Consider the following 12,002-nt stretch of genomic DNA (forward strand, 5'->3'; position numbering starts at 1 on the left):
CTCGCTCTCCCTCTCGCTCACGGGGTTCCCTTCCCTGTCGGAGTCGTGGGACTCGTCGGACGGTCGTCGTGCGGTGCGGGGCCCGGACCGGTGTCCGGGGAGAACCAGGGGAGGACCGCCGGGGTGGAGGCCGGTCGCGGCGGCCGCTCGGTGGCGCCGGGCCGCGTCAGGCGTCCGTGGCGCGGGCGCCGCCCCTGTCGTGGTCTCCGTCGCGGCCGCTGTCCCGGGGGCCGTGTCCGGTCCACCACCGCCATCCCGATCCGGAACACGGCGGTCGGCACGACCACGCACAGCAGGAGCCAGAACAGGGTCACGCCCCAGGGGCGGCCCACCCGCCACGGCTGCTCGGCGACGACCTTCCCGCCGTACTTGAGGGAGACGGTGTAGTCGCCGTGGGCACCGGCGGCGAGTTCGACGGGCAGCTCGATCCGGGCCTTTTGGCCGGGGGCGATCGTGCCGCGCCACCGGTGCTCGTCCCACTGCGGGGCGAACACGCCGTGGGCGGTGCCGACCTGGAAGACGGGGTCGCGGACGGGGCCGGTGCCGGCATTGCCGACGGTGAGGACGAGCGTGCGGCGGGGCGGCGCGCCGAACCAGGTGAGCAGACCGCCCGAGCCCTCCAGCCGGAGGTCGCTGAGCACGGACAGCCGACCGCCGGCCGTCTCCTCGGGCAACGCCTCCACCGGGTGCCCGGCCACCTGGAACACCGCGTCGGCCTTCTCCTTCGCGCCGGTCGCGGTGGCCACGTGCACGACACACGGGCAGGGCACGGGCGGCTCGGTCACGGGGAGCCGCCGGCTGAAGCGCCCGTCGGCGTCGGTGGTGACGGCCCGGCCGTCGGCGTTGGCACAGGAGTTGGTCCCCCCGAGCACACCCCGGGCGGGCGTGGCCCGGCCACAGACCAGCACCATCAGCAGGGTCCGCGCGGGCCATCCCTTCCCGCTGACGGTGACCGTGCCCCCGGTCCCCGCCTGGGAGTCGGAGAGGGTGACGACGGGCCGCTCGGCGGCGGAAGCCACCCCACCCACCGGCAGCCCGAGAAGCACCGCCGCCAGGGCGAGCAGCGCCACGAGACCCCGCAGTACGGTCCGCTTCACGCCGTCACCACCCCCTTCCCACGCCGCCGTACGACCGTCAGAGCCGCCGCGGCCGCGGCCAAGGCCGTTGCCGTGCCTGCCGCCAGGGGTCCCCAGGGCACGAAGCGGGTTGTGGTGCGGGCGGTGGCCGGTGGGGTGCCGGGGGCCGTGGCGGTCAGGTGGACGGTCACCGCGTCCAGGGCCGGGCGGCCGGGCCAGGGTTCGGTGAGCCGTAGGCGGCGGCCCGGGGGCAGGTGGACGGGCAGGGGGTGCGGCGGACGGTCCAGTACGGTGCCGAACACGCCCTCCGCGCGCACCGCGAGCCTCGGTGCCAGTTCGGTCGTCCCCCGGTTGACCAGCTCGTACGTGATCCGGTCGCCGCGCACCGCCACGTGCTCCACGGTCAGCGCGGCCAGTTCGGGGCCCTCGACCCGTACCAGCAGCGGCACGGCGGTCCGGCGCCCCGCGGACTCCCGTACGACGATCTCCCCGGTCCGCTCCCCCGGGCCCGCGTCCCCCGGCACGCTCACCGTGAACGGCACCTCGGCGCGGGTGCGGGCGGGGACGTCGACGGCCGTGCGCGCGAACCGTACGGGGAGCCCGGTGCCGGTCAGCCGGACGGTGAGCGTCCGGGTGCCGCGGTTGACCACGGAGACGGTGTCCTGGAGCACCGTCCCCGGGACGCCCTCCGCGTAGAAGGCGGGCCGTCCGCCGCCGGAGGGCACGGCCGACCAGCCGCCGGGGGCGGGCGTGGCGCCCAGCAGCAGGGGCAGGGAGAGCAGCAGGGCGGCGCGGGCGTACGACATCAGCGGGGCTGGTTGCGCCGGGTCAGCCAGAGCGTGCCGGCCGCGCCGAGGAGCAGGACGGTGCCGCCGAGGGTGCCGAGGGCGACGGCGGAGTCCTCGGGGCCGGTCCGGGGCAACGCCGCCCCGCCCGAGCCGCCGCTGCCTCCACTTGCCGAGCCGCCGGTCCCGCCCGTCCCGCCCGCCGCCGTCACGTCCAGGGTGAGCGACGGGCCGGGGCTGTTGGCGGGCGTGCACGTGGTCGTCGTACCGAGGGCCTTGATGGTGAGGGTCCCCGCGGTGAAGGTGACCTTCCCGCTCTTCCTCGGGGTGTACGTGCCGCTCAGGTCGTTGATCTTGATGGGGGTGTTCTCGGGGATCGCGGCCTGGTTCGCCGGTCCGGTCACGGCCACGGTGCCGCTGTCCGCGCCGCCGAGCGTGATCGTGGCACTGGGGTTCATCGAGCCCTTGCCGAGTTCGACGGGGCTGGAGGAGACGCCTTTCTGCCACGACATGGTGATCCTGTAACCGCTGCCGCTCTTGACGCCCTTGATGTCGATGGGCGACACGGCGCTCTTGTCGCCGATGGGGGTCTTGCAGGCGTAGTTCACGTCGACGACCTGGGCCGTGGCCACCGGGGCGGCCGTCCAGACCACCGAGCCGGCCAGGGCCGCGACGGTCACGAGCGCGGCGGTTCGCTTCCGGTTCGACACGGTCCCATCCCTACTGACGAGGCATCAGATCGAGCCGTCAAGGTACGCCCGGCACCTTGAGGAGGGAAGAGACGGTGAGAAAGAAGAGACGGTGAGAAAAGGGGCGCGGAAAACGTCAGGCCGGGGCGCCCAGTTCGGCCCAGACCGTCTTTCCGGTGACGCCGGGGGCGCGGACGACGCCCCAGTCCAGGCAGAGGCGCTGGACGATGAACATGCCGTGACCGCCGGGGCGTCCCGCGCGGTGCGGGGTGCGCGGCGCCGGCTGGCCCGTGCCCCGGTCGGAGACCTCGACGCGGATCACCTTCCGGTCGCAGCCGATGACCATCTGTTCGGGCCCCTCGGCGTGCAGGCAGGCGTTGGTGACCAGTTCGGAGACGACGAGCAGGACGTCCTCGGCGGCCGCGCGCCGGTCGGCGGTGGCCGCGGGCAGCCAGCCCCACGCGTACAGCGCCTGCCGGGCGAAGTCGCGGGCGAGCGGGACGACCCCGCTGGCCCCGTCGAAGCTCAGCCGGCGGACCTCGGGGCCCGTCGACGCCCCGGAAGCGCCGTCGGCCTCCGGCTCCTGCTCCGGACCGCGGTCGCCCGGCGAGTAGGGCCGGGTGGTGCTCATCAGCGCTTCACCTCACCGATTCCGCAAGCTGCACGATTCAGAAGTCATCACTCGAACGTCATCACTCGTAGGTCATTACGTGGCCGGACGGCGTTTCCGTCACCTTCACGGCCGTCGTTGCCGTCGTTGCCGTCGACATGTTCAGGTGTCTCCTGCCCGAGGGACGGGCCGGAACACCCCCGGCTCACGAGTCAGCCGGCGTCGTCGGCGGCGAGCGCCGCTTCCAGGGAGTCGTGCACGGTGAAGACCGCGTCCGCACCGGTGATCTCGAAGACGCGCGCCACCACCGGCTGCATGCCCGCGAGATGCACCCCGCCCCCGGCCGCCTCGGCCTTCAGACGGGCCCCGAGCAGCACGTTCAGCCCCGTGGAGTCGCAGAACTCCAGCCGTGAGCAGTCCACGACCAGACGGCTGAGCCCCTTGGCGAGGCAGTCCTCCAAGGGGTCACGCAACAGATCGGCGGTGTGGTGGTCCAACTCACCCGCCGGGGTCACCACGGCGTTGGAGCCTTCCTGCCGCACCTCGACCAGAAGCCGGCCCGACTGTGCGCTGCCGACCGTCCCGCGGTCCATGCGTGTATCTCCCGGGGTTCGCTCACTGCTTGTGGAACTGCTCATCGCACGGCGTGCCGCGCCCTCGAACACTACGCCTTCTCCACGCACTCCAACAGCCGAACAATCATCCACAAACGGACATAAACCAACAAAACGAACTTGCGATCGGTTCGGTGGAGCGGGTAGGGCTAGGAGGAACACCCAACCGACACGGCCGGCTTTGGAGGCGCCGCACACCGTAGTGCGCTCACTGGCTTCGGCAGCCTATGCCGAGAACGATGGAGGCATCATGTCACCCCGGCTCGACGCATCGCACACCCCCACAGCGACGTCGGCACCCCCACCGGAACATCTTGACCCCCTCATGGAGGACCTCCCCGAGATCCCTCCGTACGACGAGATCGGCGCCGTCGACGCGCGCGCTCTCTCGAAGACGCTCTTCGAGCGGCTGGAGTCCCTCGAAGAGGGCACCCACGCGCACGCGTACGTCCGCAACACGCTCGTCGAGCTGAACCTCACGCTGGTCAAGTTCGCCGCCTCCCGCTTCCGCTCGCGCAGTGAACCGATGGAGGACATCGTCCAGGTCGGCACGATCGGTCTGATCAAGGCGATCGACCGCTTCGAGCTGTCCCGGGGCGTCGAGTTCCCCACCTTCGCGATGCCGACCATCATCGGCGAGATCAAGCGCTTCTTCCGTGACACGTCCTGGTCGGTCCGGGTCCCGCGCCGGCTCCAGGAGCTGCGCATCGACCTGGCCAAGGCGGGCGACGAACTGGCCCAGAAGCTGGACCGCGCGCCCACCGTCGCGGAACTGGCGGAGCGCCTCGGCCGCAGCCCGGAGGAGGTCCTGGAGGGCATGGCGGCGTCCAACGCCTACACCGCCTCCTCCCTGGACGCCCAGCCGGAGGACGACGACGCGGAGGGCGCCCTCGCCGACCGCATCGGGTACGAGGACCACGGGATCGAGGGCATCGAGTACATCGAGTCCCTCAAGCCGATGATCGCCGGGCTCGCGCCCCGCGACCGCCAGATCCTCTCCCTGCGCTTCGTCGCGGGGCTGACCCAGTCGGAGATCGGCGAGGAGCTCGGCATCTCCCAGATGCATGTCTCCCGGCTGCTCTCGCGCACGCTGAGCCGTCTGCGCGAGGGACTGACGGCCGAGGAGTAGGGCTTACCCGGGCTTCCCTCGGCTCTCCTCAGACCACCTGTACGCCCCGGCGCCACACCTGGGAGACCAGCGGGACGCCCGGCCGGTAGGCCAGGTGGACATGGCTCGGGGCGTCCAGCAGGACCAGGTCGGCCCGGGCGCCCGGAGCGAGGCGGCCGATGTCGGCGCGGCGCAGGGCCGCCGCGCCGCCGGCCGTCGCCGACCACACCGCCTCGTCCGGCGTCATCCCCATGTCCCGCACCGCGAGGGCGACGCAGAAGGGGACGGAGGACGTGAAGGACGAGCCGGGGTTGCAGTCCGTGGAGAGCGCGACGGTGACGCCCGCGTCCAGCAGCCGGCGGGCGTCGGGCCACGCGGCCCGGGTGGAGAACTCGGCGCCCGGCAGCAGCGTGGCGACGGTGTTCCCGCTCGCCAGCGCGTCCACGTCGGCGTCGGTGAGGTGGGTGCAGTGGTCGGCGCTGGCCGCGTCCAGTTCGACGGCGAGCTGCACGCCGGGGCCGTAGGAGAGCTGGTTGGCGTGGACGCGGGGGTGCAGCCCCTTGGCCTTTCCGGCCGTGAGGATCGCCCGGGCCTGGTCGCCGTCGAAGGCGCCCTTCTCGCAGAAGACGTCGATCCAGCGGGCGTACGGCGCGCAGGCGTCGAGCATCTCGCCGGTGACCAGGGCGACGTACGCGGCCGGGTCGTCGGCGTAGTCGGGGGAGACGATGTGGGCGCCGAGGTAGGTGACCTCGTCGGTGTGGGCGGCGGCCAGGCGCAGGGCGCGGGCCTCGTCGGCGACGGTCAGGCCGTAACCCGACTTGGTCTCGAACGTGGTCGTCCCCTGGCGCAGCGCCTCGTCCAGGAAACGCGTGAGGTTGGCCTCCAGTTCCCGGTCGGTCGCGGCGCGGGTGGCGGCGACCGTGGTGCGGATGCCGCCCGCCGTGTAGCCGCGGCCGGACATCCGGGCGTTGAACTCCTCGGTGCGGTCGCCTGCGAAGACCAGGTGGGAGTGGGAGTCGACGAAGCCCGGGATCACCGCCCGGCCGCCGGCGTCGACCCGATTGTCAGTGGCGGGTGCTTTGCTGGATTCACCGGTCCACGCGACGCGGTCGCCGTCGAGGACGACGGCCGCGTCCCGGACCAGACCGAGAGGGGAGTTGTCACCGAGGGAGGGGTCGTTGGTGACCAGCGTGGCGATGTTGGTGATGACGGTGCTGCTCATCGTGTCCTCAGGGGTGATGGGGTTCAGCCGCGCAGGGCTTGGATCGCGCCCGCCAGCGCCGATGGCACATCCGGTACGAGCGTATGGGCCCCGTCGCGTACGACGTGCCGGCCCGCGACGACCGTGTGCCGTACGTCCGCCCCGGTCGCCGCGAATACGGCGGTCTCGGCGCCGAGCCGGGGCAGCGGGCCCGCTGTCCTGACGGTGTCGAGGGCGATCGTGGTGAAGTCGGCGGGCGCGCCGGTCTCCAGGGTGCCCGCCTCGGGGCGGCCGAGCGCGGCGTGACCGTCTGCGGAGGCGGCGCGCAGCAGGGCGGCGGCCGTCCAGTGGCCCCGGGTGCGGGTGCGCAGGCGCTCGTTCAGCTCCATCGCGCGGGCCTCTTCGAAGAGGTCGATGACGGCGTGGCTGTCCGAGCCGAGGGAGAGCGGTGAGCCCGCGGCCTGGAGGGCGACGGCCGGGCCGATGCCGTCGGCGAGGTCCCGTTCCGTCGTCGGGCACATGCAGGTGCCGGTGCCGGTGCCGCCGAGCAGGGCGATGTCCTCGTCGGTGAGGTGGGTGTTGTGGACGCCGGTGGTGCGCGGGCCGAGGACCCCGTGGTCGGCGAGCAGCCGGGTCGGGGTGCGGCCGTGGGCGGCGTGGCAGGCGTCGTTCTCGGCGGTCTGCTCGGACAGGTGCACATGCAGCGGCGCCCCGCGCTCGGCGGCCCAGCGGGCGACGGTCGCCAACTGGTCGGCGGGCACGGCCCGTACGGAGTGGATCGCCGCACCGATCCTCGCGTGATCCCGTTCCTTGAGAAGTGAACAGCGTTCGGCCCAGGCGTCCGCGGTGCCGTCAGAGAAGCGGAGCTGGTGCGTGTTGGGGGGCTGTCCGAAGCCGGCGGAGAAGTAGGCGGTGTCGAGGAGGGTGATGCGGATGCCTGCTGCGACGGCGGCCTCGATCAGGGCCTCGCCCATCGCGTTGGGGTCGGCGTAGGGGGTGCCGCCGGGGGCGTGGTGGACGTAGTGGAACTCGCCGACGGCGGTGATGCCGGCGAGGGCCATCTCGGCGTACACCGCGCGGGCGAGGGCGTGGTAGGTGTCCGGGGTCAGCCGGTCGGCGAAGCGGTACATGAGGTCGCGCCAGGTCCAGAAAGTCCCGGAACCGATCTGGACGGTGCCGCGCAGCGCCCGGTGAAAAGCATGGCTGTGGGCGTTGGCCAGGCCGGGGAGGGTGAGCCCGCGCAGCACCTCCGCGCCGGGCGGCGGTGCGGGTGTCTCCTTGTGGACGGCGGTGATGCGGCCGTCGGCGACGTCGAGCGCGACGCCCGGCTCGACGGTGTCGTCGAGCCAGGCGTGCTCCGCCCAGTAGGTCCGCTTGGTCACGCGCAGGCCAGTCCTTCCAGTACGTCGGCGAGGGCGTGCACTCCGGCCACGCAGTCGTCCTCGGCCGCGAACTCGGCCGGGGAGTGCGAGACGCCCGTGGGGTTGCGCACGAACAGCATGGCGGTCGGGACGCGTCCGGAGAGGATTCCGGCGTCGTGTCCGGCGCCGGTGCCGAGGACGGGCACCTTGAGGCCGGTGCCGGTGCCCAGGATGCGGGCCAGTTCGTCGCGCAGGGCGTGGTCGAACTCGACCACGGGGGTGAAGGACTCCCGGACCACGTCGAGGTCGATGCCGTGCGCGTCGGCGTGGGCGCGGGCCGCCCGCTCGATGCCGCCGACGACGGTGTCGAGGGTGCTCTGGTCCTCGGCGCGGGAGTCGAGCCAGCCGCGCACCAGGGAGGGCACGGCGTTGACGCCGTTCGGCTCGACGGAGATCTTGCCGAAGGTGGCGACGGCACCGGCGAGTTCGGCCTCGCGGCGGGCGGCGAGCACCGTCTCGGCGTACGACAGCATCGGGTCGCGGCGGTCGACGAGCCGGGTGGTGCCCGCGTGGTTGGCCTCGCCGCGGAAGTCGAAGCGCCAGCGGCCGTGCGGCCAGATGGCGCTGGCGACGCCGACCCGGTCGCCGGACAGGTCCAGGGCGCGGCCCTGTTCGACGTGGAGTTCGACGAAGGCGCCGATGCGGGCCAGCCGTTCCGGGTCCGCGCCGATGGCGTCGGGGTCGTACCCGGCGGCCTCCATGGCGCGCGATAGGGTGACGCCGTCGGCGTCGGTGAGCCGGTGCGCCTGCTCGGCGGTCAGGGCTCCGGCGGTGAGCCGGGAGCCGACGCAGGCCAGGCCGAAGCGGGCGCCCTCCTCGTCGCCGAAGTTGACGATCGCGAGGGGCTTGGCGAAGTGCGCCTGCCGGGCGCGCAGTTCGTCCAGCGCGGCGAAGGAGGACACCACGCCGAGGGGGCCGTCGAAGGCGCCGCCGTCGGGCACGGAGTCGAGGTGGGAGCCGGTGACGACGGCGTCACCGGCGGTGGGGTCGCCGAGCCAGGCCCACTGGTTGCCGTTGCGGTCGGTCTCGTAGGTGAGGCCGCGGGCCTCGGCCTGGTCCTTGAACCAGGCCCGGCAGTCGGTGTCGGCGCCGGTCCAGGCGTAGCGGCGGTAGCCCCCGGAGGCGGAGCTGCGGCCGATCGGCAGCAGCTCCGCCCACATGCTGTGGAAGGTCACGCGTCGTCACCTTCACGCATGGGCACCCGCACGCCGCGCTCGGCGGCGACGTTCTCCGCGATGTCGTATCCGGCGTCGACGTGCCGGATGACGCCCATGCCGGGGTCGTTGGTGAGGACCCGGCGGATCTTCTCGCCGGCGAGCGGGGTGCCGTCGGCGACGGTGACCTGGCCGGCGTGGATGGAGCGGCCCATGCCGACGCCGCCGCCGTGGTGGAGGGAGACCCAGGAGGCGCCCGAGGCGACGTTGACCATGGCGTTCAGCAGCGGCCAGTCGGCGATGGCGTCGGAGCCGTCGAGCATGGCCTCGGTCTCGCGGTAGGGGGAGGCGACGGAGCCGCAGTCGAGGTGGTCGCGGCCGATGGCGAGGGGGGCGGCCAGCTCGCCGCTCGCGACCATGTCGTTGAACCGCTCGCCCGCCTTGTCGCGCTCGCCGTAGCCGAGCCAGCAGATGCGGGCGGGCAGGCCCTGGAAGTGGACGCGCTCGCCGGCCAGCTTGATCCAGCGGTGCAGGGACTCGTTCTCGGGGAAGAGGTCGAGGATCGCCTTGTCGGTCTTGGCGATGTCGGACGCCTCGCCGGACAGGGCGGCCCAGCGGAAGGGGCCCTTGCCCTCGGAGAACAGCGGGCGGATGTAGGCGGGGACGAAGCCGGGGAAGGCGAACGCCCGGTCGTATCCGGCGAGCTGGGCCTCGCCGCGGATGGAGTTGCCGTAGTCGAAGACCTCGGCGCCGGCGTCCTGGAAGCCGACCATGGCCTCGACGTGCCGGGCCATGGACTCGCGGGCGCGGGTGGTGAAGCCGGCCGGGTCCTTGGCGGCGGCGTCGGCCATGTCCTCGAAGGCGATCCCGGTGGGCAGGTAGGCCAGCGGGTCGTGGGCGGAGGTCTGGTCGGTGACGATGTCGATCGGCGCGCCCAGGGCGAGGAGCTGCGGGACCAGCTCGGCGGCGTTGCCGAGGACGCCGATGGAGAGCGGGCGGCGGGCGTCGCGGGCCTCGGTGGCGAGCTGGAGGGCGTGGTCGAGGGAGTCGGCCTTCACGTCGAGGTAGCGGTGCTCGATGCGGCGGTCGATGGCGCGGGGGTCGCAGTCGATACAGATCGCGACACCGTCGTTCATGGTCACGGCGAGGGGCTGGGCGCCGCCCATGCCGCCGAGGCCGGCGGTGAGGGTGATGGTCCCGGCGAGGGTGCCGCCGACCCCCTTGCCGATTGAATGCAGCTTCGCGGCGACGGCGGCGAAGGTCTCGTAGGTGCCCTGGAGGATGCCCTGGGTGCCGATGTAGATCCAGGAGCCGGCGGTCATCTGGCCGTACATGGTCAGGCCGAGGGCCTCCAGGCGGCGGAACTCCTCCCAGTTGGCCCAGTCGCCGACGAGGTTGGAGTTGGCGATGAGGACGCGCGGGGCCCACTCGTGGGTCTGCATCACGCCGACGGGGCGGCCGGACTGGACGAGCATCGTCTCGTCCTGCTTGAGGGTGCGCAGGGTGCGGACCATCGCGTCGAAGGAGCGCCAGTCGCGGGCGGCCTTGCCGGTGCCGCCGTAGACGACGAGCTTGTCGGGGTGTTCGGCGACCTCGGGGTCGAGGTTGTTCTGGAGCATCCGCAGGGCGGCTTCCTGCTGCCATCCCAGGGCGCTCAGTTCCGTACCGCGGGGCGCTCGTACGGGGCGGGGTCCTGACATGGTCGGCCTCCTTGCGGATGGGTGATCCCGGCGGATTGTTACTGCTGTTATTCACATCCTCGCGTGATGAATAGAGCTAGTCAATACGGGCGGACCCGCGACACGGGCAGCGCCGGGTGGGCCGGAGGGGCTGCGGGAGCGGCGCGAGGAGGGGGCGGGCGGCGGCGCGTTCACCACCCCGCGCGGGCCCGCGCGCCCTTGACGCGCGCCGGTGGGCGGGGTGTTCAAACGGGGAACAGGCATGACGAACGGGCCCGAAAACGGCGCGAGCCGACCCACCCTAGTCACTCGGCGCATGTTCCGCCGGAAAATGCCCGAAGACTCACTCATCGCGCACACGTTGCGTAGCCTCCTCATCACTCAGCCGAACCGCAGGCGGGAGGGGAGCCACGGTGCCCGGAATCGACGAGTGCCTACTGGAGGCCATGCGGCTGCCCGGGGCCCGGGGAGCCGCACTGGTCGACTGGACCAGCGGGCTCGCCCTGGGCTCGGTCGGGGACTTCCCCGGCGGTGACCACGAGGCCGCGGCCGCCGAGGCCGCCGAGGTCGCCCGGCTCACGGCGGAGCAGCGGGCGTTCACGCCCGACCAGGGAGACGACGAGCGGGCGGACCCGCCGGTGGAGGACCTCATCATCAGCAACCGGGACAGCTACCACCTGCTGCGGTTCGTCTCGACGTCCTTCGACAGCAGCGTCTTCCTGCACGTGTGGCTGGGCCGGCCGGACGGCAATCTCGCACTGGCCCGGATCCGGCTGGGCGAGATGGCCGGACGGCTGGTGCTGGGATGACGCTCGTGGGGACGACACCGCAGGGCACCACCCCACCACCCCGGCTCCCGGTGCGCGAGAGATCGACGGCGCGGCACCGGGCGGGGGCCGGGCTCTCCCCGATGCTGAACCGGCTCGCCGCCGAGCGGGCCACCGGCGTCCTGGAGCGCGAGCGCGGCTCGCTCTATCTGGCCGAGGGCCGGGTGGTGCACGCCGAGAGCCCGCTCGCACCCGGCCTCGACGTGCTCCTGCTGACCCACGGCACCCTCGACCCCACCGTCTGGCGGGCCGCCGTGGAGCGCGCCGACCAGCGGTACGGCGCCGCCCGGCTGCTGCTCGACACCGGCCGGATCCCGCGCGGCGCCCTGGAGCTGTGCCACCTGGGCGCGCTGTACGACGCCGCGTACTTCGCGCTCGCCCCCAGCAGCACCCCCGGCCGCTTCGTCTACGGCACCGGGCACTGGCTCGGCCCGCTGCTGCCGGTGCCGGTGGACGCGCTGGAGCGCGAGACGGTGCGCCGCCGTGAGCTGCTGGACCGGGTGTGGCCCGACCCGCTGGCCGACGGCGCGCCGCTGCGGCGCACCGAGGCGGTGGCGGCGCCGCCCGCGACCGCCCGGCAGAGAGCGGTCCTGGCCCTGGTCAACGGCGTGCGTACGGCGTCGGACATCGCGCGGGAGCTGGGCCGGCAGGCGTTCCACACCTTGGTGGACGTCCGTCGGCTGGCCGCCGCGGGTCTGCTGACCGCGCTGCTGCCGCCGCCCCCGCCGGTGGCACCGGCGGCCGCCCATCCACCGCCGGGCATCTCGATGCCCCGCGTGAACGACCCCGACATCGGTCTGCTGAAGAGGCTCAGGGATGCGCTGGAGGCCCTTTGAGC

General features: G+C 73.1%; 12 protein-coding genes. 3 read left to right on the forward strand and 9 right to left on the reverse strand.

Translation table 11 applies throughout. The features are described from left to right. Positions 1 to 17: 17 nt before the first annotated feature. The 5 genes from AFM16_RS16035 to AFM16_RS16055 form a co-directional block, all read right to left on the reverse strand. Positions 18 to 1,097 (reverse strand): hypothetical protein, encoded by a 1,080-nt coding sequence (locus AFM16_RS16035; RefSeq protein WP_245177708.1) that lies wholly within the window; start codon positions 1,095 to 1,097, stop codon positions 18 to 20. Next, the gene (locus tag AFM16_RS16040) at positions 1,094 to 1,882 is read right to left on the reverse strand and encodes a COG1361 family protein (protein ID WP_078633711.1); all 789 of its coding nucleotides are present in this window, start codon (positions 1,880 to 1,882) and stop codon (positions 1,094 to 1,096) included. The genes AFM16_RS16035 and AFM16_RS16040 overlap by 4 nt, the downstream gene beginning before the upstream one ends. Continuing rightward, positions 1,882 to 2,571: a peptidase gene (locus AFM16_RS16045; RefSeq protein WP_078633712.1), complete on the reverse strand. Its 690-nt coding sequence runs from the start codon at positions 2,569 to 2,571 to the stop codon at positions 1,882 to 1,884. The genes AFM16_RS16040 and AFM16_RS16045 overlap by 1 nt, the downstream gene beginning before the upstream one ends. 115 nt (positions 2,572 to 2,686) lie before the next feature. Further along, positions 2,687 to 3,181, reverse strand: coding sequence for an ATP-binding protein (locus tag AFM16_RS16050; RefSeq protein ID WP_030792740.1), 495 nt, complete (start codon positions 3,179 to 3,181; stop codon positions 2,687 to 2,689). A 191-nt stretch (positions 3,182 to 3,372) separates the two neighbouring features. Beyond that, entirely contained in the window at positions 3,373 to 3,753 is a 381-nt protein-coding gene (locus tag AFM16_RS16055) for an STAS domain-containing protein (protein WP_030792737.1), read from the reverse strand. A gap of 271 nt (positions 3,754 to 4,024) precedes the next feature. Here AFM16_RS16055 and AFM16_RS16060 point away from each other — a divergent pair, with 271 nt between their 5' ends. Further along, entirely contained in the window at positions 4,025 to 4,903 is an 879-nt protein-coding gene (locus AFM16_RS16060) for an RNA polymerase sigma factor SigF (protein ID WP_078633713.1), read from the forward strand. 28 nt (positions 4,904 to 4,931) lie between these two features. Here AFM16_RS16060 and hutI read toward each other — a convergent pair whose 3' ends face one another. Genes hutI through hutU form a run of 4 tightly spaced genes read right to left on the reverse strand, consistent with a single transcriptional unit; the run spans position 4,932 to position 10,358 of the window. Beyond that, the gene (hutI, locus tag AFM16_RS16065; RefSeq protein ID WP_078633714.1) at positions 4,932 to 6,104 is read right to left on the reverse strand and encodes an imidazolonepropionase; all 1,173 of its coding nucleotides are present in this window, start codon (positions 6,102 to 6,104) and stop codon (positions 4,932 to 4,934) included. Positions 6,105 to 6,127: 23 nt separating this feature from the next. Further along, positions 6,128 to 7,465, reverse strand: a complete 1,338-nt coding sequence (locus tag AFM16_RS16070; RefSeq protein WP_078633715.1) for a formimidoylglutamate deiminase — start codon at positions 7,463 to 7,465, stop codon at positions 6,128 to 6,130. Next, positions 7,462 to 8,679 (reverse strand): allantoate amidohydrolase, encoded by a 1,218-nt coding sequence (locus AFM16_RS16075; protein ID WP_078633716.1) that lies wholly within the window; start codon positions 8,677 to 8,679, stop codon positions 7,462 to 7,464. Before AFM16_RS16075 ends, AFM16_RS16070 begins: the two co-directional genes overlap by 4 nt. Beyond that, positions 8,676 to 10,358 (reverse strand): urocanate hydratase, encoded by a 1,683-nt coding sequence (hutU, locus tag AFM16_RS16080; protein WP_078633717.1) that lies wholly within the window; start codon positions 10,356 to 10,358, stop codon positions 8,676 to 8,678. Before hutU ends, AFM16_RS16075 begins: the two co-directional genes overlap by 4 nt. Before the next feature lie 392 nt (positions 10,359 to 10,750). Here hutU and AFM16_RS16085 point away from each other — a divergent pair, with 392 nt between their 5' ends. Both AFM16_RS16085 and AFM16_RS16090 read left to right on the forward strand, forming a co-directional pair. Continuing rightward, positions 10,751 to 11,146: a hypothetical protein gene (locus AFM16_RS16085; protein WP_030792713.1), complete on the forward strand. Its 396-nt coding sequence runs from the start codon at positions 10,751 to 10,753 to the stop codon at positions 11,144 to 11,146. Then, on the forward strand, positions 11,143 to 12,000 hold the full coding sequence (locus tag AFM16_RS16090) for a hypothetical protein (RefSeq protein ID WP_030792710.1): 858 nt from the start codon (positions 11,143 to 11,145) through the stop codon (positions 11,998 to 12,000). Before AFM16_RS16085 ends, AFM16_RS16090 begins: the two co-directional genes overlap by 4 nt. Positions 12,001 to 12,002: the final 2 nt, after the last annotated feature.

It is taken from the genome of Streptomyces antibioticus (assembly GCF_002019855.1).
GTDB lineage: Bacteria > Actinomycetota > Actinomycetes > Streptomycetales > Streptomycetaceae > Streptomyces > Streptomyces antibioticus_B.

Bases quoted from the DNA above. Each gene is read 5' to 3' on its own strand.
- AFM16_RS16055 (WP_030792737.1), bottom strand. From the start codon at position 3,753: ATGGACCGCGGGACGGTCGGCAGCGCACAGTCGGGCCGGCTTCTGGTC.
- AFM16_RS16090 (WP_030792710.1), top strand. From the start codon at position 11,143: ATGACGCTCGTGGGGACGACACCGCAGGGCACCACCCCACCACCCCGG.
- AFM16_RS16060 (WP_078633713.1), top strand. From the start codon at position 4,025: ATGTCACCCCGGCTCGACGCATCGCACACCCCCACAGCGACGTCGGCA.
- AFM16_RS16050 (WP_030792740.1), bottom strand. From the start codon at position 3,181: ATGAGCACCACCCGGCCCTACTCGCCGGGCGACCGCGGTCCGGAGCAG.
- hutU (WP_078633717.1), bottom strand. From the start codon at position 10,358: ATGTCAGGACCCCGCCCCGTACGAGCGCCCCGCGGTACGGAACTGAGC.
- AFM16_RS16040 (WP_078633711.1), bottom strand. From the start codon at position 1,882: ATGTCGTACGCCCGCGCCGCCCTGCTGCTCTCCCTGCCCCTGCTGCTG.
- hutI (WP_078633714.1), bottom strand. From the start codon at position 6,104: ATGAGCAGCACCGTCATCACCAACATCGCCACGCTGGTCACCAACGAC.